This window comes from Elusimicrobiota bacterium, assembly GCA_028718185.1.
Lineage (GTDB): Bacteria > Elusimicrobiota > UBA8919 > UBA8919 > UBA8919 > JAQUMH01.
Genome location: JAQUMH010000006.1, coordinates 82,331 through 105,921, shown reverse-complemented (window position 1 = coordinate 105,921; position 23,591 = coordinate 82,331). Strand labels below are relative to the sequence as shown.

The following is a 23,591-nucleotide window of genomic DNA, read 5'->3' as shown; positions in this document are numbered from 1 at the left end:
TTGGAGTCATTTCATTACCCGCAACAACAGCAACATTTACCTGCTTTTCTTTTATTATCTAAAATCTTTATCGCTTCAATTGCTGTTTTTATTGCTTCTTCTATTCCAACTTTTCTTATAATCGGCTTGTCTGAATATGTTAAACCGATAATTGCAAGTACTTCACCGGCATAAACTTTTCTAATTGCCGAAATAACAAAAATTGCAGAAGATTCCATAGAAGTTGACAGAACATTTGAACGGCACCATGTTTTCCACATCTGTTCGTTATAATCTGATAAAGGTAAATCTTTCGCATTTTCAGTATAAAAAGCATCTTTACAATGATTAATCCCGGCATGCCATTTAAAACCTAATTTTGCTGCTGCTTCAATAAGTGCATTCGTAACTTCTAAATCGGCAACGGACGGATATGACAGCGGAACATACTGACGAGTAGTACCTTCTTCACGAACAGATGCTGTTGAGATAACAATATCGCCAAGTTTAACATTTTTTTGAAGAGAACCGGCAGTACCAACCCTTATAAATGTATCTGCGCCGATTTTTATCAATTCCTCAACTGCAATCGCTGTTGAAGGACAACCGATACCGGTTGAAGTTGCAGATACTTTTATTTTTTTACCGTCAAAACCTGTAATATTTCCGGTAAATGTCCTGTATTCACGGTTAAAAGCCATTTCTTTTGCATTCTCGAAAGACTTTGCAATAAGAGGTACCCTTCCCGGGTCCCCCGGTAACAAAACATACCTTCCAACATCACCCTTGCCTAAAGTTATGTGATACTCTTTTCCTTTTTTCATTAAAATCCTTTGCTTACGCGATTACAATTATCCGGATTACCCGGTTATTCTTCCTTTTCTTGCTCGCTTTGTGAATAGAACTCAATTTTATATATTTCAAGAATAGTAAGGAAAATCGCAGCTATAAGAGGTCCTATTATCAACCCGGCAGGACCGAAAGTAACAATCCCTCCAATCATAGAAAAAAACACTAATAAATCATGCATACCGGCGTTCTGCCCTATTATCCTGGGTCTGAGAATATTATCTATCATAGAAATAAAGAGTACGCTTATAATTATTATCGCTATACCCTGACCGGGATTGCCGTTAATTATCTTTATGATACCGGCAGGTATCAGTACTGCACCGGTACCTACAAAAGGGATGGGAGAAAGTATGAGTATCACTATTCCCCATAACAACCATGCCTTTATTCCAAAAATCCATAAAGTTATTGTTGCAAAAACGCTTTGCAGGAAAGCTATAAAAAGTATTCCCTTAATTGTAATATTTGTCATAGCATAAAACCTGGATATTATCCTGTCTTTATACTCATCACTGAGAGGTATTACATCTTTAATTTTAGACAACATGCTTTTCCCGTCCCGTAAGAAATAAAACAGTGAAAACATTGTGATAAATAAATCAAATATTATACCCACTGTTGCCCGTGAAGATTTGCTTATATTTCTTACTATTGCAGAGTTTAAAAAAAATATAAATTTATCCAAAAGGGGTTTCCACTCAATTTTTATACTATACGCTGACAGATATTTGCCTATAGATGAATTCATAATTCCCTGGATTATTCCAACACTGCCTTTTTGAATCAACCCGTCTACATCTTTTCCTGTAGTACTATAAAACTCAATACTCTGAACTATCACAAGGTTAAAAATAAAAATTAGCGGCACAACTATCACCATCAGTATTATCAGGCAGCTTAACAGGGATGCAAAGGTCTGCCTGTTTCTTGTTAGTTTTAGGGTTATTTTATATAAAGGGTAACTTAAAGTCGCAATTATTACGGCAATAATTATCGGCAGGATAAATACTTTTATCATACTTAAAAAAACTAAAAAGGACAAAATGAACGTTATCAGTAAAAAATATTTGCTGAACTTTTTCTCTTTTAAGATGCTTGGTTTTTTTTCCATTTATTCTCCTCCCTTAATTAAATGTGTAATGTGTAAAGTGCTTGCCACAAGCGGTTTACACGCTTGTGGTAAATTGTAATGAATAGTTAAAACATTAAACCTGAGATACCTCCTAACCTTTTATCCCCTCCCCTTAGGAGAATGAGAATTTTGAGTTAATTCCTTAAAAATTATAAAACCTATTTCAGATTCAACAATATAATACGAAGAATCATTATTTTAACTTTTTGAGTATTTTTAATATTTTTTCTATCTGAAACGGTTTTTCCAAATACCCGGATATCCCTTTTTGTACAAGTTTCTTTTTATTGTTTTCATCTAACCACCGCCCTGTTATAATAAAAACTTTTGTTTTAGGCGATATTTTTTTTATTTTATCTAATAACTCATCCCCATGAATGCCCGGCATAAGCAAATCCATAAATATAATATCAAACCTTCCAGATTTACATAGTTTTATGGCACTTTGCCCGTTTAATGCATACTTTGAATGATAACCTTCAATATGTAATAATTCCACTAATAATTCACAGAATTCTTTTTCATCATCTACTATAAGAATTTTTTTTAATTTAACCATCGAGTTCAGTTCCTATTTTTAACAGGTAATTTTATGGTAAAGATGGTCCCTTTTCCCTCTTCGCTTTCAACTGTAATGCTCCCGCCATGCCTTTTAATAATACCATGTGAAACCGGCAATCCAAGTCCCGTCCCTTCTTCACCGTGTCCGGGCATTTTTCCACCACCAAGTATACCCTTAGTAGTGAAGAACGGGTCAAATATTTTGTTGATATTATCTTTTTTTATTCCTTGCCCGGTATCACTAAATTTTATTTCAATAGTTTTATTAGCTTGCCTGATACTTATTTCCAGCTTACCACCTTCAAACGACATAGCATCACGGGCATTTATTATTAAATTCAAAAATACCTGTTGCATCTCTGATATATTAAAACTAATGTGTGGTATCTTGCCGTATTTTCTAACTATCTTTATATTTTGTCTGGATAGTTGCCTTTCCACTATTGATAATACAGCTTCGATAGATTCAATAATATTACTCATTTCTACATGATGTGATTTTTGTCTTGCAAAAGTAAATAAATTTTTAATAATTTTACTGCCTCTGTCACTAGTAGTTAATATTTTATCCATAATTTCCCTGATATTATTAATATTTTCTATTCTTTTTGCATATTCTATGTTACTATTGATTATTTGAAGTACATTATTGAATTCATGTGCAACTCCGGCTGTCAGAATACCAATCCCGGCCATTTTCTCAGACTGGATAAGTTGCTGATTTAATGATTCCTTTTCTTTTTCTATTTTATAGTATTCAGTAACATCCCTTACGGTAGCTTGTAAATATTTATTATTACCAATTTCTACTCTTGTAAGTAAAACAGTTGCAGGAAATTCTTCGCCGTTTATCCTTTTATGCATCCACTCAAAATAATTAGAACCTTTTTCCATTGCTATTTGTATCATTTCAAGTGCTTTTTCCATTGATAACCTGCCGTCCGGTTGATACCGCGGAGAAAGTTCATATGGTTTTCTTGAAGTAAACTCTTTTTCATTTTTCGCTCTGAACATAGATATTGTAGAATTATTGCCGGTTGTAAAATTCCAATCCGGCGGAGCAAGAGTCATTATTGCATCTTTAGAACTTTCATAAAGTGTCCGGTACTTCTCTTCTTTTTCCCTTATATTTTTCTCTGCTTTCTTACGATCAGTAATATCACGAAATATCCCCTGAATTACTTTTTTATCTCCAATTTTTATTACATGTGCATTTATACTTACCGGAACAGTAGTTCCGTCTTTTCTAACAATCTCTGCTTCATTATCGAAAACCATGCCTTTTTTAATATGCTCGCAAAAATGTTGATGATAATACTTTAATTTATCCGGAGAATGTAATTTAGAACGATTACTGCCTATAATTTCCTTTTTTGAATAACCTGTTAACGATTTAACATTTTTATTTGCATCCAATATTATTCCTGTTTTTACATCTGCTATTAAAATCGTATCAACTGCACTTTCAAAAAGATGCATATACTTTTTTTCATTCTTATTTAAATTATATACTGTTTTTATTTTCCCAAATTTCGACATTTTTAGTTTAGAAACCTGATGACGCAGTTGTTCAATTTCATTTATAAGTTGATTTTTTGTTTTTTCTTTGTCTTTCATTTGACGACCTTAAAAACCACTCCTTTTCACCAAAAAGCTATATTCTGTTAATCCGTTCATATTCTACATATTTTTAGTTAATTTTCAACCAATAAAAGCAATAGAATCATTTGCTAAAGATGAGTTTTTATAGTAAAATTGTCCGCATTCCTACCTGATGGCAGGTAAAAATCATGAAAAGACCTTTAATTGTAATAACTGTTTTGTATATTATCATAATCGTTCTGCTTGATACACTTGGAGTTCTTAACAAAATTCCATCTGACAATATAGCACGACAAGCAGTTGGAAATACTGTTAAAATTACAGGCAAAATTAATACTGAACCTGAGAAAATCAATAATAGGACATCTTTTATTTTAGAAACAGAAAAAATAAACGATAATGCTACAAAAGGGGAAATTTTAGTTAATATCTATACTGATAAAATTGATCTTTCATATGGAGATATAATTGATATCACAGGTAAATTTTTCAAGCCAAATCCATCATCAGTTTTAGGTGCTTTCGACTACAAAAAATATTTGTTCAGGAAAAAAATTTATGCAACATTATCTGTAAATAATGAAGAAAATGTTAATGTTATAGGAAGAAACCCGTCATATCTATGGCAATTATCGTTAAAATTAAGAAAGCAAATTCTGGCATCTTATTATAAAAATCTTCTGCCACAGCAAGCGGCAGTACTTTCGGGAATAACTATAGGTGCAAGGTCCGGGCTAACCCCGTATATCCAAAAAATATTTGTTGATGCAGGCGTCATGCATGTTCTTGTTGCAAGCGGTTCCAATGTCGCTTTTGTTGCTGTGATATTCTTCTGGATATTTAGAAATATTTTTAAACTTAAAAAGAAATTTGCCTTTGGACTGCTGATTCCTATAATTCTGCTTTACACGATGATTACCGGCGGAAATCCGCCTGTTGTAAGAGCAACAATAATGACACTTACTGTAATCCTTGCTATGCTTTTATCAAGGAATGCAGATGTTTACCAGGGCCTTTTTTTGGCAGCATTAATAATTCTTATTTACAATCCTCTTACTTTGTTTGAAGCAGGTTTCCAAATGTCTTTTGTGGCGACAATTGGAATAGTTTATCTCTATCCAAAATTTCAATCTGCACTTCAAATGCAAAAGCTTCCAGGTATTTTTAACTGGTTTTTAAGCATTTTTTTTGCATCTTTATCAGCCCAGATAGCAATCGCTCCGGTACTGGCATATTATTTCAACAAAGTTTCGTTAATAGCAATAATTTCTAATCTTATTATATTGCCATTAATCGGAGTTTTACTTGCAGCGGGTTTCATATTATATTTAACAAGTCTGATAGGAACTCAGTTATTAATTATTGTTGCAAAAATTACAGGTGGAATAATATCATTTATGATATATATGATTGATTTTTTTGCCAATATCCCCCATTCTACAATAAGAACACCAACACCAAGTATCTTTTTCCTTATTATTTTTTACCTTGTTATTATAGGAATTCCAAAAATGAGGAACTATTTATGGAAATGGCTTGTAATTATTGCACTTACAGTTTTAATAATCTCCTCTTTTTTTAATAACTCCCTGCGAAATAAAAATAATCTTTCAGTAACATTTTTAGATGTAGGCTTGGGGGATGCAGTTTTCTGCGAATTTCCGGATGGCTCCAACATGCTCATTGACGGCGGCGGTAACTGGGAAAAAAAATATGATATCGGCGAAACAATTATCTCGCCCTTTTTATGGAATAAAGGAATTACTAAAATTGACACAGTAATACTGACCCATCCGCACATAAATCACTACCAAGGGTTAATTGCTGTTTGTAAAAATTTTAAAATCAAAAAATTTATAACAATCATTGCAATATCGGAAGAAAGTGAATACTCAGAATTAATGGAAATAATAAATAGTAAAAAAATACCGTTTGAAAGAATTTCGAAACCAAAAATACTTGAAATCGGGAAGGTTAACATAAATATACTAAATCCTGAAATAATTTCTAAAAATAACGATGCTAATTCCATGGTATTACGTTTACTTTACAACGAATTTTCAATTTTGTTATGCAGCGATATTTCTATGAAAACACAAAAGACACTTGTTAAAAAACCCACAGCTTCAAATATTTTACTTGTTCCAAACCATGGTAAAAAGAAACTTTCCCATGATTTCCTATTACAAATTTCACCGGAATTTGCTATAATATCAACAAATGCTGCTTCCCTGAAAGTACTTGAACAATTAAAACGATATAAATTGTTTACAACAGCTAATTCCGGGACTATAATTATTGACACTAACGGTAAAACCTGTAATCTAAAAGAAACACTAATAGATGCACCAATGGAAATGATAATTTTAGATTAAGTTTTTAATAGAATGTTTTGGTATGTGGAGAAAAATATGAAGGATATTTCTAAAAAAGTAGTGGTGATAATCTTTTTTGTTAGTATTTTAACAGGAAAAACTTTAGCGAAAAATACTATTTCCAAAGATAAAATAGATGAATGGAATACTTATCGGAATGAAAAATATGGTTTTGAAGTTAAATATCCAAAAAATTTTATATTACAAGATGGGGATGCCAATTTCAGTTTTAATTCTTTTATAAATGCAACACCTGTAATTATTATTGGTTTTCCAGGATCCGAATATACAGGCACTAACTTAGGGGAAGCTTATTTTGCTGTTTGTATCAGTACTGAATATTTAACAAAATGTCTAAAGTATACAGATCCATCAGGATTGTCAATACAAGGTGAAGAAGAAGATGATGAAGATGGTTGGGATGTAGTTTTAAAAAAAGCGAAAAAAATTAATGGTATTGTTTTTCACACTGGCTCTTGGACCGAAGGAGGAATGAGTCAAATTTCTTCTACAGATATTTATCGAACTATCCATAAGCAATATTGTTATGAAATACAATTATTTACCCATTCGACTAATATGGGTGTTTATGTTGAAAGAACAGTTAAAGAATATAATGTGAAAAAAATTTGGAAAATTCTTGAGCAAATATTGGCTACTTTTAAGTTTACAGATTAGATTGCTTTGTCGCGAAGTTTATCCCACACATTTTTTGTACGGGACTTCTCGCGATGATTTTTTAACAAAGTTGTAAAAAATTATAAAAACAACATTACTAACTGATATTCGGGAGAGATTATGAAAAACATTATAATTCTTGCAAATAAGGAAAAATCAAAAGCGGTTGAATTTTCTAAGAAAATAGCAAATTGGCTTAAAAAGCAAAAAATCTCAGATACATTGAAATTTGCTATAATTCTCGGCGGTGACGGAATGATGATAAAATCTGCAAGAGAGTTTGCGTCCAAGAATATTCCTCTTTTTGGAGTCAATCTCGGCAAGCTGGGGTTTCTTAATGAAACAGATGTAAAAAATGTATTTTCAGCGTTAAAAAATATTATTTCCGGAAATTATAAAATTGAAGAAAGAAATATGCTTCAAATTGAAGTTTTTCGTAAACAAAAAATGATAAAACGTTCTGTCGCCTTAAATGATGCCGTTATAAAAAACGGTAAAACTGCCCGGGTTATAAAACTGAAATTAATTATTAATCAAAATTTTGTTACCGAAATAATCGGTGACGGTGTTATTATTTCTACCCCAACCGGTTCAACAGCATATTCACTTTCAGCAGGCGGACCGATTGTACATCCAAATACAAAAAATATTATTATTACTCCGATTGCCCCTCACACATTAACACAAAGACCGGTAATTATCCCTGATGATTGCCTTATCTCTGCTGAAATAAATTCAAACCATAACGATGTGTTGCTGTCAGTTGACGGGCAAATTGATTTAACCTTATCTATCGGGGATATTGTTAAGGTGCAAAAATCTAAAATACCTGCAAAACTAATTACTTTTGGCAAAAGTGATTATTTTGAACTCCTTAGAAAAAAATTTAATTGGGGCAAGCGGTAAATGTTACAGACATTTATAATAAAAAACTACGCGATTATTGATGATTTGACTATTAATTTCGGGAATGGTCTCAATATTCTGACCGGTGAAACCGGTGCCGGAAAATCCATAATTATTGATGCATTAGGACTTATACTCGGCGAACGGGCAAATTCATCGATAATCAGAAAAAATTCATCAAGTTGTGAATTGACAGCAAGTTTTAATATTGAAAATCTGCCGCAAGTAAAAAAGTTATTATCTGCTATCGGCATATCTTCTGAAGATATGCTTATTATCAAGCGGGAAATCACTAATGATAGCAAAACAAAATGTTTTGTTAACGGCGCTCCTGCAACAGTAGGAATGCTTCAAACAATAGGTACCGTACTTGTTGATGTCCACGGTCAACATGAACACCAAACACTTATAAAAACCGATAGTCAAAGAGAATTGCTTGACAGTTACGGGAACCTTGAAGCATTAAAAACGGCTGTCGGCAGTATATTTGAAAAGTTCACGTTACTCAGAAGCAATTTAGATGAGTTAAAAAATTCTGAAAAAGACCGTTTACAAAAACTTGACCTTTATAAATATCAGCTGAAAGAAATTGAAGATGCAAAGCTTTCTGAAACTGATGAAACCGGTCTGGAAAACGAATTTAACCGTTTAAATAATGCCGAGAAACTGTTCAATTACGCGCAGGAAATATATTCGTTATTATACGATTCAGAAGGTTCGGCAATTGAAAAATTAGGTATTGCAAAAAAGGCAATAGAAAATCTCTCACTAATAGATACATCTACAAATGAAAATACGAAAACTATTAACAAAACATTGGATGAAATAAAATCAATTGCCGATACATTTCGCCAATATAAGGATAATATTGAATTTAACCCTAAAAGACTTGAGGATATCATCGTTAAACTTGAATTGATTAAAAAACTTAAGAAAAAATATGCCCCGACAGTTAAAGAAATCCTGGATTACGCTAACAATATAAAAAAGCAGATAGAATTTTTTGAAAAAGCAGATGAAAATATATTAGAAATGGAAAAGGAACTCAAATCCTCTGAAACAAAACTTAAAAAATCATCTGTTGAACTCTCTGAAAAAAGAACTGTAGCCGGAAAAAAACTCTCTAAAGAAGTTGAGAAGGAACTTTTTGAACTCGGTATGCCGAAATCAAAATTCTCAATTTCTGTAGAAGATGAAAAAGATGCTGACGGTACCTATAAATTCAAGTCAAATGGAATTGATAAAATCGAATACCGGATTGCAGTAAATGTCGGTGAAGATTTAAAACCGCTGAAAATGGTAGCGTCCGGCGGAGAGATGTCAAGAATTATGCTTGCCATAAAGACAGTTCTTGCCAAAGCTGATAAAACACCCACGCTGATTTTTGACGAAATAGATGCCGGCCTTTCAGGATATATGGGTAAAGTCGTCGGCAAAAAGTTAAAATTACTTTCTAAAAATCACCAGATATTCTGTATTACACATCTTCCTCAACTTGCAGTGTTTTCGGCAATACATTTCCATATATCAAAAAACGTATCCGGTGAGCGAACGGTAACTTCAGTACAAAAACTCGAAGGAACAGAAAAAGTTAACGAAATTTCAAGAATGCTTGGTAGCGAAAAAAATACCGATATTTCTATAAAGCATGCAAAAGAATTGATAAAAGAAACTACAATGTGAATAAGACTTACATGTTAAAAGTCTTATAATCACCCCTCACCTCTTTCCTCTCCCCGCAAGGGAGAGGATGGAAAATTAAGTATCTTCTACCCCGTGGGGAGAAGATGAAAGATGAGGGGTAAGTAAATACCTATTATATGATATCAAAAAAAACAACCGGACCTGTTATAATTCTTACTGCTTTTCTTGGAATATCTTCACTTTTGTTAATATTCCAGAACAAAACGATTGATATATTTTCATTTTTTATTTTATTAATATTCGCCTCTTCATTTTTTGTTGAATCACTTATAACGGACCTTGTTGCACTTTTAACAAGTGTAACGGGACTCCTCGGAATGAATTTTACCAATGCTTCCGGAAGACTTGTCCTTTTAGGTGAGATAGCTTCCATATGGGCTATCATCTGGCTTATTCACCTTCTTAATGACAGGGCAAAATATCAGCAATCTTCAAACAACCGTGAACTTGCAGATATTTCTTCCGCAATTGAAAATATGGGAAAAGAACTTTTATCAAATAGAAGCAATTTAGAAAAAGTTTCGGGAAGAATTGCCCAATACAAAAATCTTACACTTGCAACTAAGGAAATAATAAAAGTCACAAATTTGCCTGATTTGAAAGTAAAACTTTTAACAATTATAAAAAAAATATTAAATTGCAACGACACCCGCTTTACGACATTTCTTCCCAGTGACGATAGACCGCCTGATACGTTTGACGCCTGGGTAGTCAGGAAAAGATCTTCACTGTTGATTCAAAATACTATAAAAGATTACCGTTTTGAATATACTGCAATTCCAAAAGCTACAAAATCCGTTATAGCAGTCCCTTTATTAAGCGACAAAAATATTATCGGAATTGTACGGCTGGATTCTGATAAAGAAAACAGATTTACACAAGAAGATATGTCTATAATTTCAATATTGGTGAATGTCGCTGAAATGACGGTAGAAAATCTTACACTGCTAGAAAAAACAAAAGAACTTTCAATTATAGACGGCTTAACCGGCGTATATGTCCGCAAATTTTTTGACGAAAGATTACAAGAAGAAATGACAAGAGCTTCAAGGTTTAAAACACTTCTTTGTTTAATTCTCTGTGATATTGACCATTTTAAGAAGTTTAATGACACTTATGGACACCAAAAGGGAGATGAAGTTTTAAAACAATTTTCACATGTTTTGAAGCAGGTTTGCCGGGAAACGGATGTTGTTGCACGTTATGGCGGTGAAGAATTTGCTGTCATATTACCGGAAACATCAAAAGATGTTTGTGTGAAAATTGCGGAAACCATAAGAACCGAATTTCAAAAGGAAACAATAGAAGGACAACCCGTTACCGTCTCTCTGGGAATTTCATCTTATCCTGATGATGCTAACGAACATCATCAGCTTATCCGCAGGGCAGATGAAAGACTTTATAAAGCTAAAATGTCAGGGAGAAACAGAACTATATGGAAAGAATAATATATTTTTTACCATTATTAGTATTTATTATAGGATATAAATTTGGAATAATATTATCAAGATTAGCAGCTATATTGTCAATAATATTTACAGTGTTTTTCCACCCGTCACCTCTTTCTACTATTTCCGTAATTCTGACTTTATGCCTTGTCGAACTTGTTATAGAAAAGTTTTATAAACAATTGGCTTCCAGCAGAAGAAATTTCAATAAAGAATTGAGTAATCTTACGGGAAAACTTGCACTTGTAAAAGGAGAATCAGGCAAAACAAAATTGGAACTTCTTAGAAATGAAAAAACAATTAAAAATATTTTACATATCTACGAATTATCAAAAAACATAGCAGCGTATGTAGATTTAGAAAAAATGTTTGGCCTGATTGCAAAATCATTAGATGAGCAATTCAATATAAAAGATGTAAACCTGAAAATATTTGAAGGTAATAAAAACTTTCAGAAAGGACTCCCGGTTCGCATTGACGAAAATATCAAAACTCAGACTATTTCTAATGGTATAATCCATGTACCCCTATTTATAGGTGAACAATCGCTGGGAATTATTTCAACAAAAATACCTCCGTTATACGAAAAGGACGAAGAATTTTTCGATGAAATAGCAGCGTTTGTGGAAGAGCTCATTTTAGCAGTACAACGGGCTATTTTATACTCAAAGGTTGAGGCAATGTCACGCACGGACGGTCTTACGGGATTATATCGCCGCGGATATTTTAATGAAAGGTTAAAAGAAGAAGAATTCAGGGCAAAAAGATGGAACGGAAGGTTTTCAATTTTAATGATGGATATCGACCATTTCAAGAAAGTTAATGATACGTACGGTCACCAGGCAGGAGATTTGGTATTAAAAACAGTTACCGGAATCTTAAAAAATTCTATTTACGAGACTGATTTTGCGGCAAGATACGGCGGTGAAGAATTTGTGGTAATTTTTCCGCAAACAGACCCGGCAGGTATAAAAATTAAAGCTGAAAAGATTCGTGAAAAAATTGAAGAAACAGAAATTCTTGCAGGTTTAGAAAAATTAAAAGTTACCTCATCTTTCGGTATTGCACACTACCCTAAAGATGCTTTAACTGCAAACGAAGTCCTCCACAAAGCGGATATGTCACTTTATAAATCCAAGGAAACCGGCAGGAACAAAGTAACAGAATTCGAAGAGTAGAGCTTTACAAAACATCTTTTAGCTGTCATTTTTGGTTGTTTTGGCCGGTAATAAGTTTCTTTATCCGTTCAAGTAAATCACTCATACCAAACGGTTTTGTTAAGTAATCATCAGCACCCAATTGGAACGCTTTCTGTTTATGTTCTGCAAGTGTTGATATGCCTGTTAATATAATTATAGCAATATTTTTAGTCTGCTGGTCTTCTTTCAATATTTTACAAACTTCAAAACCGTTAATACCGGGAAGAACTACATCTAAAATAATAAGAGCGGGATTAAACTCTTTTACTTTTTCAATACCTGTTTCTCCATCGCTTGCTGCGTTAACAGTGTAACCTTCGCTGGTCAACACATCACTCAAAATTCCTAAAATTGCAGGTTCATCATCAATAATTAAAATTTTTTGTCCCATTATATTTCTCCTTTAAATACCACTGAACTATTTCCGTGCCAGTTCCGTGTCTTGTTCTGCTTTAGTTCTATGTTCATTATGCTATCGGCAAAGATACTATAACTGCAGTGCCTTTCCCTTGTTCACTTTTTACATTAATTTTCCCGCTGTGATGTTCAACTATCTGCTTTGCAATTGCCAGTCCCAACCCTGACCCATCCATCTTTGTTGTAAAAAACGGCTCAAATATATTCTTAAGTTTGTCATCTGGAATTCCACAACCGGTATCGGTAATTGTAACATCAACCATCTTTTTATCCTGCATACCGCTTGTTTCAATTTTAATTTCACCGCCAATACTTATTGCTTGCAAGGAATTAATAAGCAAATTAATAAACACTGATTGAATATAGGTTTTATCAACCAGTACAAGAGGCATATTATTACCATTATATTTATTATTAAGTTTTACTTTTTGTTGTCTGAATCTAATTTCCAGAAATCGACAAGCATCATCCAAGATATCACTGACTTGCTGCGGCTGAAAAGCTATTTCTGCCGGTTTGGAAAATGTCGACAAATTTTTTATTGACTGATACGCAAGTTCTTCATTTTCAAGAATAGTTTTTAACTGGGCTCTTACTTTTTCGTCTAATGGTAATTTCAGCAGGCAATATTCAACACTCATTTTAATAATAGCAAGATAGTTTTTGAACTCGTGGGCAATATTTGTTGCTACCTGACCCATTGTACGCAATTTTTCTGTCATTAGTAGCTGCCGCGTCCTTTCCTGGACCTTTTGCTCCAATTCCTCTACATGTTTTTTTATTTGTTGGTGTAAAGAAGTATTCTCAATAGAGAGTCCTGATTGTGAAGCAAACACAGACAATAAATTGGTTTCTCTGATTGTAAATTTTTTTTCGTTTTTCGTTCTCTTCAAGTTAATATAACCGATTAATGTTCCCCTGACTACCATTGGAAGTATCATTGCAGATTTTACTTCTTTATATTCCTCCAGATGTTTGAACCGCGGATCTTCTTTCAGGTGACCATGTATAACCATCGGGGTTTTTTCTATAACACCACTGCCAATAATTCTTTCACCCACTTTAATACGTCTTCCAATAATGTTCTCGCTAAATTCTCCGTATATTGTCTTTATTTCATATTCCTTGCTCTCCGGATAATAAAGCAATAAAGAACCCCCGTCTGAATCACTTATTTCAACTGCTAACTTCAAAACCAGATTCAATAGCTCCTCTAACTCCATTAAAGAACCAACTGCTTGTGTAATCTCGTATAAAGCAACCGTTTCTTTCAAGTCTTTTATCTTCTCTGTCTTGTGCAAAGTATTTCTTATTTTGCCAAGCAAAACATCGGTATCACAAGGACGAGTGATATAATCTTCAACACCTAATTTAAGAGAGGCAATTTCGTTTTTTATTCCTGTTTTCTGAGCGGTAAAAATAACTACGGGTATATGCGCGGTTTTATTATTATCCTTTAATACTTTTGCCACTTCCCAACCGTTCATACTGGGAAGCATTATATCCATTATCACTAAATCGGGCTGTAACTCTATCGCTTTTTCAATTGCTGTTTTGCCGTCTTTTGCTACAACAACTTTAAATTTTTCTAATGTCAAAAGATCTACAAGAAAATCTGCTGAAGATGAATCATTATCAACTACCAAAATCTTTTGTTTTTCTACAATTTCTCTTACCAGACATTTATCTATTTTATCTGTTAACTCATCAAAATTAAACGGTTTGATAACATAATCAAATGCACCTATTTTAATACTTTCCAAAGCAGTTTCTACAGTAGCATTCCCTGTCATCATAATCACGTCTGTATCATATTTAGTTTTTTTTATCTCTGCAAGTGTTTGTAATCCGCCAAGCCTTGGCATTTGTAAATCAAGAAGGATTAAATCGAATCTTTCATTATTTACTTTTGCAAGACACTCTTTCCCACTTTCTGCAGTTACAACATCAAAACCACGGTTCCCTAACTCAAAACGAAGCGATTCTCTTACTTCCTGCTCATCATCGACAACTAAAATTCTTCTCATAACAATGCAGCTATGGTTAAGTTTGTTTTATTTTTCTGTTTCTTCTTCAGTAATTCCTTTTTCAAGTTCTTTATTTTCCAATTCCATTTCACGGTATAGTCCATCTATTTTTTCTTCTTTCCACTTTGCTTCCTGTTCTTCAAGTTGTTGAATCTTTTTTTGATATTCTGTTTTCAACTGGGCTTCTTTTAATTCTTCCCATGTTTTATGTTTCTCTTTTTCTAAAACTAATTCTCTTTCATAGGCGAGCAATTTTTGTTCTATCCCGTCGTATTCTTTTTGCAGTGATTTCAGATTCTTCTGCATTTCAGCTTCACCTGAAGAAATCTGCTTAACACGCTCTTGCCAATATATTCTTTCTTCTGCCATTCTTTTTTTTAATTCCTCGCGTTCTCTTTCCAAAGCAACCTTAATTGCAACTAAGTCCTGTTGACCTGCAACATGCTTTGCTTTTAATTCTGCTTCATTAAGTATTATTTGCGACTTCATCAAATTTTTTTCTTCTTCCCCGTTTCTTCTGGTTTTTATTTCTTTATCAAGTGATGCTTCAACAGAACCAAGCCTTTTCTCTTTTTGCTCAACTTCCGAATTCAGACGTTTTATCTCCCCTTCACTATTTTTCAGTTTTTCTTCCCAGAGAAGTTTTTCATTTTGTGATTTTATTCGGAAATCCTCAAGCTGTTGTTTAACCACTTTGAGCTCTTCTTCTTTTTTATATTGCTCTGCTTTAATGCGAGCTTCTCTTTTTATCATCCCTGCTTTTATTATCGGGCTTTTTTCATCTTCCATTATGTTATTCAATAATTCTATTTCCTTTTCTAAATGTTCCTTTGCAGCAACTAATTTTAGTTCTTTTTCTTTTGCTTCACCTAATCTCTGCGCCATCTGAAACTCTAAATCTGAAATATCTCTTTTCTTCTTCTCTATCTCTTCTTCTCTCTGGGATATATAACTTTTCAAACCTCTAATTTCATTTTCTTTTACCCTGACCGATTCTAACCAATGCTCCCTTTCTTTTTCTAACGTTTCCTTCGCCAGGATAAGTTCCCCTTCTCTCCTCTTTGTCTCCATTTGCCATTGTTTGACATGCGATTTAAGATCTTCTATTTCTCCATTTTGTGCTTTTATTTTTTCTGTTAAATTAAAACTCTCCATTTCATGCCATTTCTTCAAATCTTTAGTTTTTTCATCTAACTTTTCTTTTAATAATTCAGTAAATTTCTTTTCTTTTTCCTCAATTTCCACCTGCTTTATTTCTAATTTATTTTTTAAATGTTTTAAAGCAGTTTCCAAACGTGCCTTAGTCGCCTGCAAATCCCTAAATTCTTTTGGTCTTTGTTCATCTTCACGTTCAACAAGTTTTTTCTTTACATTCTGCAATTCCTGCTTAAGGGTATTTTTGATTTCTTCTAAAGAATCCCTGAGATTAATAATTTCTTCTTCTTTGCTTTTAATAATTGATTCATTCACATTGTCATCAAGGATACGAAAACCTTTTGCCTGCGCTTGATTTAATGCATTATTAAAAATCTCATCTGCCCATTTATTATGATCAGATTGATTAGCCATAATATCACCTCAAAGACAGGTAAAGAAAAAATGTAGGTAGAGGTAGAGAATTTTTGTCTTTCTTTATCTGGCTCACCCCTTTACCTGCCTTTAATTATTCGGCACAACACCTAAGAATTTTTCTATTTCTTGTTTAAGCGCCTCAACTGCTAATTCTTTGTCTTTAATTTCTTCCATATTTGCCGCTTCCATTGTAGCAAGATCTCTTTTCAAAGTATTGATTTCATCTTGTTTTATTAATATCTGCTCCCTGACTTTTATCTCCTGGGAACTTGATATTTCATCAAGCTCGGTTAAATGAATTTCCAGTTTTTCCCTGTTTTTTCTAAATGAAAGAACTTCCTCTTCCTTTTTATGATATTCAGATTGCCACTCTTTAAGCCGTTGTTCAAGTTCATTTTTTATAGCTATGAAATCCTGCTCTTTCATTTTTAACAATTCTTCCCAGTGTATCTGTTCTTCACCCAAACGACTCAGCAACACCTTCGATTGGTCTACTAGGTTTTTTTCTTTTGCATCTACTAATTCCCATTCTTCTTCATGTTCATGGTTTCTTTTGCCGGCATCTACTCCCACCTGTTCTATTTCTCTTTGTATGTTCTTTATTTCTTCCTCTCGTGATTTTTCTTCTTCTTTCATGGTCCTTTCTTCTTCGCTTACTTTTCTAATTAACACACTAATATCCGCGTTGAAATTTTTTATTTCATCTTTAGTGACATCGAGAATTTTTTGTTTCCGTTGAATGTCAGCATTTAAATCGACTTCCATCTGCACATATTTTGTTTTAATCTCGGATATTTGTTTGTCTTTTTCTTCTAATTGCTTTTGCAGTTTTTGCTCGTTTTTCTCCAAAATTGACTGCCAAGCTGCCTTGTTAGCCGATATGGTTTTCCTGAATTCCGCCATTTTTTCATCAAATTTCAAATCTGCCATGTTTCCCCCTATAAGATACGCGAATGATCGCGAATGTAACGCGAATTATTCGCGAATATCTGCGTTTGATTAGCGTTTATTCGCGTTTTCTTTATTTTCCTAACAATTTACTCCAAAATGATCTTTTTATTGGCGTTTCTTCTGTCTTAACTTCACTATTTTCATCAACCAATTTGGTTTTTTCAGGAACCGATACCACCGATGCAATAAATTTGGGCTCTTCCAGTACAGGTATTTCTTTTTGTACTGCTTGTTCCTCTACTTTTTTCTCTACTTTTTCTTTTACTTTATCTTCTTTTATTTCTGTTGATTTACTTTCGAACTTTACCCCGACCCCGCCTGCTAATTCTTCAATAAACCTATCCATTTCTTTCTGAAGCGCCTCAAGATCTTTTTCTCTCGTCAAAATTTCTTTTTGATGTATTTTTACTTTTGATTCAAATTCGCGTTTTAGTTTATTAATTTCATTCTCCATCGACGTCAATTGGTCCCGCCATTTTGCCTCTCTTTCCCTAAATTGCCTTTCTTTCTCCTTCACCTTGTTTTCAACATCCTGATGAATACCTTTCATTGTTTGCACTTCTTTTTCTTCTTCTTTATATTCACTTTGCGACATCTTAACTTTATTGACAAGTTCATCCCTAAGTGATACGAAATCGTCACCCTTCATCCTTACGACTTCCTGCCATCGTTTTTTGTCATCAGCCAATCTATTGGTTAATTCTGTAACCTGTGATTCTAATTCCTGAATGTGAAGTTTACTTATTTCACATTTCATTTCATTTTCACGAAACTTTTTATTTACTTCTTCTTGTCTTCGTACTACCTCACCTCTCATAGTAATCACGGTCGATTCGTGCAGTTTTTCCTTTTGTTTTTTTCTTTCATTTTGTATAAACATCAAATCTTCTTTTAATTTATTTTTCTTGGTTATAAGATTATTTTTCTCAAAATCCATAGCAGAAATATCCCCATCTATCTTATGAACTTGCGTCAATAATTCAGTCTCTTTCGATGTCGATTTAGAATTAAGCACAATCATTTCATCGCTTTTTTCTTTCAGTTTTTTCTGCCATTCCTGCTGTTTTGTAGCAACAATCTGCTTCCATTCTGATCTGTTTTTCTCAATAGTTTTTTTCAACTCTCCCAGATTCCCGCCAGTTTTTAATTCAGTCATTTAAAACCTCCTGTGAATAACGACAACGCTCCACTAATCAATTTTCATTTGATTTTACACACATTATTGATTATATGAATATTTTACAATTCTGTCAAGTAAAAAAGGGGTTGTTTTAAGTTCAAGGTGTTAGTGCAATACTTTATTGGAAACCTGCTATAAATCGGTAAGTTCGAGCCATTAGATGTTTTTAGATTTTTGGACAATTTCTTTATTTTTCTCTATTAGTTTTATAAGCCCGTCTAATTTGAGGTCAGTGCCTTCGCATCCATCTTTGGAAAGAGGATAAAAATATACAGGAATTTTATGTTTTTCGCATTCCTTGATACCTTGAGTGCCTTCAAAATAGCAAGCAACACCTAAAATACCTTTGGGATTCAGCTCTTTAACCATTTTCCTGATAGTGCTGCCGCCTTTTAAAATTCTTACCCCCAAATAACCGGTATCTTTTGCTGCTTTTACAATTTTGGCTATCTTACAGCCGCCGCATTCAGCACATAAATAGTAACTTCCAAATTCTTTAGCTTTGCATTTCTTAATATTTCTTAAACATTGCGGTACAAAGATGATTTTTTTATCCACACTATTTCCAAAAAATATTTTAAAGTATTTTTTGTTCTTTTCAATCGTAAATTTTTTATAGTTCATAAAAGTATTAAAAATGCAACAAGTATTATTACTACAGAACACAAAACAGGTAGCCAGACGGGACCAATCCATGCTGTTGGAATCAAAAAGAAAATATCAGTTGTATTAAATGATTCCGGCCAGTTCAATATTATCTTTAAAAAAACATAATAGAAAATATCCCAAATACCAAATGCTAAAAGAAAATATGCAAAACAGGTTATAAGCGAATTACCGAGCAGTATTGCAAAAACAAGAAGCATTACTATCGTAGAGAATTCCCTGCCAATTTCTGTCCATATTAATTTTTTAGCGAATGGTTTTAGTTCCTCAACCTGTCCGAATTTTATAAACGGGAATTTAACCTTTACCAGTATTTTGAAACCGTTAGGATAGTAAAGTTCCCTTAAATAAACAACAACGGCCGATTCCAGATAACCCATCGCGACCGCGAAAATCACAGTTAAAAGTATTTTCATTTCTATATTTTTGTTAAAATCAGTTTTTGAACGATTTAGATGTTTTTAGCTTAAAAAATCGTTAAGAAATTGCTATGTCTGACGAGCAAAGCGAGGAGTTTAGCAATTTTAGATTTTTTAAGCGTTAAAAAACATCGTTAAGTGAAAAAACTTGATTTTATAAAAACTTCTTTAGTGCGGATACCTGTTCGGCATTCCCCATAACTATAAGCTTATCACCTTGCTGAACAACAGTATTTTGTGCCGGATTAAATACATATCCGGACTTTGATACAATAGCAAGAAGTAATACTCCTGTCTTTTGTGTTTGTATTTCAGATAATACTTTTACAGCAGTATTTTTTACTTCAATTTCTTCAACCCGCAAATCTCCTTTGCCTTCTTTTAACATTATGTCAAGAAATGACACTGCTGTCGGTCTAACCATCTCCGATGCCATACGCAGCCCGCCAATAAGGCTTGGCTGGACTACGGATGTCGCCCCGGCTGTTATTAGTTTCTTTGCCGATGTATCCTTTACTGATTTTGCGATTATTTTTATATTCGGGTTTATTTCACGTGCGGTTATGATTAAAAAAATGTTTTCTTCATCGGTAGAAAGCGAGGCAAAAAGACCTGCCGCATTTTCAATTCCCCCTTCTTTAAGAACATTTTCATCACTTGCATCACCGTTTAGACATAGATAATCGCTAAATTTATTCAACAATTCTTTATTATTATCAATTATCACAAAATCTCTTTTTGTTTTGGCTAATTCAGATATTATGTGACTCCCAACCTTTCCTGCACCGCAAATAATATAGTGGTTTTTTAGATGAGATATCTGTTTTAACATTTTTTTCCTCCTGAAAATCTGACTTTATTCGCCTTCTATAAAAAATGATGTAATTGATGAAACAGTATAAAGCAAGATACTTATCCCTGTCAAAATAAGAAAAATAGTAAAAATACGCCCCGGAAAAGAAAGCGGATGCGTTTCACTATAACCGACAGTGGCAAGAGTGATAACGGTCATGTAGAGTGCATCGAAAAACTGCCACTTTTCAATAACCACATAACCGAGTGTCCCAAATAATAAAACAATTATAAGGATTAGTATTGTGCGGATAAGATTCTTGTACATTGTTAGACCTGGGGATTTGGTTTTTCTGCCTCTTTAAGTTCAGGCAGGTCAGGTTGGAAATCGTATTTTAGAAATTCTTCAACTATTTTTGAATCAAACTGAGTACCGCTATTTCTTTTAAGTTCTATAAATGATTCTTCCAATGTCATTGGTTTTTTATAGGGACGTTCTGACATCATAGCATCAAAGGAATCAACAACAGCAAGTATCCTTGCGCCTAAAGGAATTAAATCTCCTTTAATCTTATCGGGATAACCATTACCATCATACCGTTCATGATGATGCTTTACATACTCTGCGGCACCTTTAAGAAATCTTACTCTACTGATAATATTTGCACCAATTGTAGAATGTTTTTTAATTATTTCATATTCTTCAGGGGTTAGTTTCCCTGGTTTCAAAAAAACAGATTTGTCAATACCTATTTTACCGATATCGTGAAGGATTGCAGCCATTTCCAAATCTTTCAACTCCTGTTTTGACATCCCTAAATTCTTCCCGATATGAGTTACATACTTGACCATTCTTTCAGAGTGACCTCTTGTAGAATGGTCTTTTGCTTCAATCGCTTCTGCCATTGCGGAAAGTACTTCCAAATAAATTTCTTCATTTTGCCTGTAAAGCGGCCAGTTCTTGCTATGGAAAATCTTCTTAAAAAATTTAATCATAGTTTTATTATATCAATTAAAACCAAAAAAATCAATATTCTGTAGTTATATGAATTTATTTTCCAAATATTCACCTTAAATCACATTATTCCTGCATCTCTGGTTCTGTGTGAACATGTACATCACATCTTTCTATAGTATCACGAAGTTTTTTTTCAACACGGTGTGATATCTCGTGTGATTGTTTTATAGTTAATTTTGATTTGACATGAATATTCAATTCAATGAAAGTATCTGCCCCTGCTGTTCTTACTTTTATATCATGATAATTTGTTATTTCCGGAATTCCTTTGAGTGCAGCATCAATTTTTGTTAAAATTGTCGTAGGGGTCCTGTCTAATAGCGCATCCATCGCTCTTTTTCCAAGACGAAAAGAAACAAATATAACAATGAAAGCAACAAATAGTGCAGCTATTGAATCTGCTAAATAATAACCAAAATTTGCAAATATCAACCCGATTAATACAACTGTCGAACTCCATATATCAGTTGAAAAATGCAAAGCATCTGCTTCCAGTGCCTGACTATTGTATGTTTTTGCAGCTTTAGACAATGCTCTTGACCTTGAATAATCAATTATTATAGATGTTAAAACAACTATATAACTCCAAATATTTACTTCAATTCTTACTTTTCCTGTTATTAAACGATGCACTGCTTCATGAACAATCCAGACACAAGTTATTAATAATAATATTGTTTCAATGAACGCAGAAAAATTTTCAATTTTACCATGTCCAAAATTATGATCACTGTCGGCTGGCTTATCCGATATACGGACTGAAAAAAAAGTGATAATTGCTGCTGCTAAATCCAAACCGGAATGCAACGCTTCTGAAAGTATTCCCAAACTATGAGTCAATAAACCGATAAAAAGTTTGAAGCAGGTAATAAAAATAGCTGCAAATACCGATATTAGAGCAACTTTCTTTTTTTCATGACTTGCTATTTGTCTTTCGTCTATCATAACTGTGTTTATTATAGCAAATTGAAGTAATTTTTGTCAAGAAAAGTTCTGCTCACTTTTCCAGAACAATTTTTATGATTTCTGAGCGCGAGAAAAGCCGCATGGGGGGTCCCCATATTCCAGTACCGGAGGTTGTGTATAAATACGAGGTATTTTTTTGATATAATCCATACGGATATTTAAAATAAAACTCAACTATCAAATCCATTGGCGGGATTTGACCTGCATGGGTATGACCGGAAAGCTGTAAATCAACTCCTGACTTAACTGCTTCATCAAAAACATCAGGTTGGTGTGAGAGAAGAACCACCAATTTTTTAAAATCACAGTTTTTTAACGCTCCCTTTAAATCAGAACCTGTTTCTGAAAACCTTTTACCGGTATTATCATCAATTCCTATAAGTTCAACATAGTTTGCTATTGTCCTTTTTTCATTCCTTAAGACAGCTATATTTGAATTTTTCGCTATTTCCAAGAACTTATCAATCCCAGCATAAAATTCATGGTTACCTGTAACTGCGAAAACGCCATACTTTGATTTCAACCGTTTTAATATCTCATAAAAATTCTTCAAACCTTCTACATCGGCATCTATTAAATCGCCTGTTATAACAATTAAATCAGGATTTTGACTATTTGTTTTATCTACAATTTTATTTAGCCATTCTTCTGATTTTAGAAAATTTAAATGGACATCGGAAAGTTGAATAATTGAAAATTTTGGAAGATTTGAAGGTAATTTACCGGTTTTTATTTTTATTTCTTTAAGAAACGGTTCTCGTGCAACATTGTAAATTGAATATAGCGATATCACAGCTATCACTATAAGTGAGAAAATTACGGAATAATATCTAAATGGCTGGGAGTGGAAAAATATTCTCAAAATATCTGCAACTAGAAAAACTGTTACTGCAATTGAAATAGCACCAATCCAGACACTACTATACTGAGCTGCTATTTTAATCCATGGCGAAATTACTACTTTTCTGCTAATAAATTCAATAATTACAAACGATAAAGCAGAAATCAGAAAAAATATTTTAATATAATTCTTAACCGGTCCTGAAACCATCAATCCATAAATAATTCTATTGTACGTATAATAGTGAATTCCGAAATATATTAAAGAAAATATTGAGATAAATAATGCAAAATATATTTTATTCAT

The 23,591-nt window shown here is 33.2% G+C and carries 22 protein-coding genes; 6 read left to right on the top strand and 16 right to left on the bottom strand.

Annotated elements, in window-relative coordinates; translation table 11 throughout:
- Positions 1-14: 14 nt before the first annotated feature.
- The 4 genes from PHE88_08865 to PHE88_08850 all read right to left on the bottom strand — a co-directional run bounded on the left by PHE88_08865 (position 15) and on the right by PHE88_08850 (position 4,141).
- On the bottom strand, positions 15-803 hold the full coding sequence (locus PHE88_08865; GenBank protein MDD5687928.1) for a nucleoside phosphorylase: 789 nt from the start codon (positions 801-803) through the stop codon (positions 15-17).
- 44 nt (positions 804-847) lie between these two features.
- On the bottom strand, positions 848-1,942 hold the full coding sequence (locus PHE88_08860; GenBank protein ID MDD5687927.1) for an AI-2E family transporter: 1,095 nt from the start codon (positions 1,940-1,942) through the stop codon (positions 848-850).
- Between the two features lie 214 nt (positions 1,943-2,156).
- Positions 2,157-2,522, bottom strand: a complete 366-nt coding sequence (locus PHE88_08855) for a response regulator (GenBank protein ID MDD5687926.1) — start codon at positions 2,520-2,522, stop codon at positions 2,157-2,159.
- A gap of 5 nt (positions 2,523-2,527) precedes the next feature.
- Positions 2,528-4,141, bottom strand: a complete 1,614-nt coding sequence (locus tag PHE88_08850) for a PAS domain S-box protein (protein ID MDD5687925.1) — start codon at positions 4,139-4,141, stop codon at positions 2,528-2,530.
- A 173-nt stretch (positions 4,142-4,314) separates the two neighbouring features.
- Between PHE88_08850 and PHE88_08845 the strand changes: the two genes are divergently transcribed.
- The 6 genes from PHE88_08845 to PHE88_08820 all read left to right on the top strand — a co-directional run bounded on the left by PHE88_08845 (position 4,315) and on the right by PHE88_08820 (position 12,415).
- Positions 4,315-6,501 carry a DNA internalization-related competence protein ComEC/Rec2 gene (locus PHE88_08845; protein MDD5687924.1) on the top strand — a complete coding sequence of 729 codons (2,187 nt, stop codon included), beginning with the start codon at positions 4,315-4,317 and terminating at the stop codon, positions 6,499-6,501.
- 36 nt (positions 6,502-6,537) lie between these two features.
- Complete coding sequence (locus tag PHE88_08840) at positions 6,538-7,179, top strand: hypothetical protein (GenBank protein MDD5687923.1); 642 nt, start codon at positions 6,538-6,540, stop codon at positions 7,177-7,179.
- A 120-nt stretch (positions 7,180-7,299) separates the two neighbouring features.
- On the top strand, positions 7,300-8,085 hold the full coding sequence (locus PHE88_08835) for an NAD(+)/NADH kinase (GenBank protein ID MDD5687922.1): 786 nt from the start codon (positions 7,300-7,302) through the stop codon (positions 8,083-8,085).
- Complete coding sequence (gene recN / locus PHE88_08830) at positions 8,086-9,768, top strand: DNA repair protein RecN (GenBank protein ID MDD5687921.1); 1,683 nt, start codon at positions 8,086-8,088, stop codon at positions 9,766-9,768.
- A 137-nt stretch (positions 9,769-9,905) separates the two neighbouring features.
- Positions 9,906-11,237, top strand: a complete 1,332-nt coding sequence (locus PHE88_08825; GenBank protein ID MDD5687920.1) for a sensor domain-containing diguanylate cyclase — start codon at positions 9,906-9,908, stop codon at positions 11,235-11,237.
- On the top strand, positions 11,225-12,415 hold the full coding sequence (locus tag PHE88_08820) for a sensor domain-containing diguanylate cyclase (protein ID MDD5687919.1): 1,191 nt from the start codon (positions 11,225-11,227) through the stop codon (positions 12,413-12,415). Before PHE88_08825 ends, PHE88_08820 begins: the two co-directional genes overlap by 13 nt.
- Positions 12,416-12,440: 25 nt before the next feature.
- Here the strand turns inward: PHE88_08820 and PHE88_08815 are convergent, their stop codons facing one another.
- The 12 genes from PHE88_08815 to PHE88_08760 all read right to left on the bottom strand — a co-directional run bounded on the left by PHE88_08815 (position 12,441) and on the right by PHE88_08760 (position 23,591).
- Positions 12,441-12,827: a response regulator gene (locus PHE88_08815; protein MDD5687918.1), complete on the bottom strand. Its 387-nt coding sequence runs from the start codon at positions 12,825-12,827 to the stop codon at positions 12,441-12,443.
- 76 nt (positions 12,828-12,903) lie between these two features.
- On the bottom strand, positions 12,904-14,880 hold the full coding sequence (locus PHE88_08810) for a response regulator (GenBank protein MDD5687917.1): 1,977 nt from the start codon (positions 14,878-14,880) through the stop codon (positions 12,904-12,906).
- 27 nt (positions 14,881-14,907) lie between these two features.
- Positions 14,908-16,449, bottom strand: a complete 1,542-nt coding sequence (locus PHE88_08805) for a hypothetical protein (protein ID MDD5687916.1) — start codon at positions 16,447-16,449, stop codon at positions 14,908-14,910.
- A gap of 90 nt (positions 16,450-16,539) precedes the next feature.
- Positions 16,540-17,382 (bottom strand): hypothetical protein, encoded by an 843-nt coding sequence (locus PHE88_08800; protein MDD5687915.1) that lies wholly within the window; start codon positions 17,380-17,382, stop codon positions 16,540-16,542.
- 91 nt (positions 17,383-17,473) lie between these two features.
- The gene (locus PHE88_08795) at positions 17,474-18,559 is read right to left on the bottom strand and encodes a hypothetical protein (protein ID MDD5687914.1); all 1,086 of its coding nucleotides are present in this window, start codon (positions 18,557-18,559) and stop codon (positions 17,474-17,476) included.
- A 180-nt stretch (positions 18,560-18,739) separates the two neighbouring features.
- The gene (locus tag PHE88_08790) at positions 18,740-19,207 is read right to left on the bottom strand and encodes a DUF116 domain-containing protein (GenBank protein MDD5687913.1); all 468 of its coding nucleotides are present in this window, start codon (positions 19,205-19,207) and stop codon (positions 18,740-18,742) included.
- Positions 19,204-19,665 (bottom strand): hypothetical protein, encoded by a 462-nt coding sequence (locus PHE88_08785; protein MDD5687912.1) that lies wholly within the window; start codon positions 19,663-19,665, stop codon positions 19,204-19,206. The genes PHE88_08790 and PHE88_08785 overlap by 4 nt, the downstream gene beginning before the upstream one ends.
- Before the next feature lie 157 nt (positions 19,666-19,822).
- Positions 19,823-20,500, bottom strand: a complete 678-nt coding sequence (locus tag PHE88_08780; protein MDD5687911.1) for a TrkA family potassium uptake protein — start codon at positions 20,498-20,500, stop codon at positions 19,823-19,825.
- 24 nt (positions 20,501-20,524) lie between these two features.
- A complete protein-coding gene (locus PHE88_08775) occupies positions 20,525-20,788 on the bottom strand; it encodes a potassium channel family protein (protein MDD5687910.1) in 264 nt (87 codons plus the stop codon).
- A 2-nt stretch (positions 20,789-20,790) separates the two neighbouring features.
- Positions 20,791-21,456, bottom strand: coding sequence for an HD domain-containing protein (locus PHE88_08770; protein MDD5687909.1), 666 nt, complete (start codon positions 21,454-21,456; stop codon positions 20,791-20,793).
- Positions 21,457-21,541: 85 nt separating this feature from the next.
- Complete coding sequence (locus PHE88_08765) at positions 21,542-22,423, bottom strand: cation diffusion facilitator family transporter (protein MDD5687908.1); 882 nt, start codon at positions 22,421-22,423, stop codon at positions 21,542-21,544.
- Between the two features lie 52 nt (positions 22,424-22,475).
- The gene (locus PHE88_08760) at positions 22,476-23,591 is read right to left on the bottom strand and encodes a metallophosphoesterase (protein MDD5687907.1); all 1,116 of its coding nucleotides are present in this window, start codon (positions 23,589-23,591) and stop codon (positions 22,476-22,478) included.

Bases quoted from the DNA above. Each gene is read 5' to 3' on its own strand.
- PHE88_08840 (MDD5687923.1), top strand. From the start codon at position 6,538: ATGAAGGATATTTCTAAAAAAGTAGTGGTGATAATCTTTTTTGTTAGT.
- PHE88_08860 (MDD5687927.1), bottom strand. From the start codon at position 1,942: ATGGAAAAAAAACCAAGCATCTTAAAAGAGAAAAAGTTCAGCAAATAT.
- PHE88_08800 (MDD5687915.1), bottom strand. From the start codon at position 17,382: ATGGCAGATTTGAAATTTGATGAAAAAATGGCGGAATTCAGGAAAACC.
- PHE88_08790 (MDD5687913.1), bottom strand. From the start codon at position 19,207: ATGAACTATAAAAAATTTACGATTGAAAAGAACAAAAAATACTTTAAA.
- PHE88_08785 (MDD5687912.1), bottom strand. From the start codon at position 19,665: ATGAAAATACTTTTAACTGTGATTTTCGCGGTCGCGATGGGTTATCTG.
- PHE88_08865 (MDD5687928.1), bottom strand. From the start codon at position 803: ATGAAAAAAGGAAAAGAGTATCACATAACTTTAGGCAAGGGTGATGTT.
- PHE88_08820 (MDD5687919.1), top strand. From the start codon at position 11,225: ATGGAAAGAATAATATATTTTTTACCATTATTAGTATTTATTATAGGA.
- PHE88_08810 (MDD5687917.1), bottom strand. From the start codon at position 14,880: ATGAGAAGAATTTTAGTTGTCGATGATGAGCAGGAAGTAAGAGAATCG.
- PHE88_08775 (MDD5687910.1), bottom strand. From the start codon at position 20,788: ATGTACAAGAATCTTATCCGCACAATACTAATCCTTATAATTGTTTTA.
- PHE88_08825 (MDD5687920.1), top strand. From the start codon at position 9,906: ATGATATCAAAAAAAACAACCGGACCTGTTATAATTCTTACTGCTTTT.
- PHE88_08815 (MDD5687918.1), bottom strand. From the start codon at position 12,827: ATGGGACAAAAAATTTTAATTATTGATGATGAACCTGCAATTTTAGGA.
- PHE88_08770 (MDD5687909.1), bottom strand. From the start codon at position 21,456: ATGATTAAATTTTTTAAGAAGATTTTCCATAGCAAGAACTGGCCGCTT.
- PHE88_08855 (MDD5687926.1), bottom strand. From the start codon at position 2,522: ATGGTTAAATTAAAAAAAATTCTTATAGTAGATGATGAAAAAGAATTC.
- PHE88_08845 (MDD5687924.1), top strand. From the start codon at position 4,315: ATGAAAAGACCTTTAATTGTAATAACTGTTTTGTATATTATCATAATC.
- PHE88_08835 (MDD5687922.1), top strand. From the start codon at position 7,300: ATGAAAAACATTATAATTCTTGCAAATAAGGAAAAATCAAAAGCGGTT.
- PHE88_08795 (MDD5687914.1), bottom strand. From the start codon at position 18,559: ATGACTGAATTAAAAACTGGCGGGAATCTGGGAGAGTTGAAAAAAACT.
- PHE88_08780 (MDD5687911.1), bottom strand. From the start codon at position 20,500: ATGTTAAAACAGATATCTCATCTAAAAAACCACTATATTATTTGCGGT.
- PHE88_08850 (MDD5687925.1), bottom strand. From the start codon at position 4,141: ATGAAAGACAAAGAAAAAACAAAAAATCAACTTATAAATGAAATTGAA.
- PHE88_08765 (MDD5687908.1), bottom strand. From the start codon at position 22,423: ATGATAGACGAAAGACAAATAGCAAGTCATGAAAAAAAGAAAGTTGCT.
- PHE88_08805 (MDD5687916.1), bottom strand. From the start codon at position 16,449: ATGGCTAATCAATCTGATCATAATAAATGGGCAGATGAGATTTTTAAT.
- PHE88_08760 (MDD5687907.1), bottom strand. From the start codon at position 23,591: ATGAATAAAATATATTTTGCATTATTTATCTCAATATTTTCTTTAATA.
- recN (MDD5687921.1), top strand. From the start codon at position 8,086: ATGTTACAGACATTTATAATAAAAAACTACGCGATTATTGATGATTTG.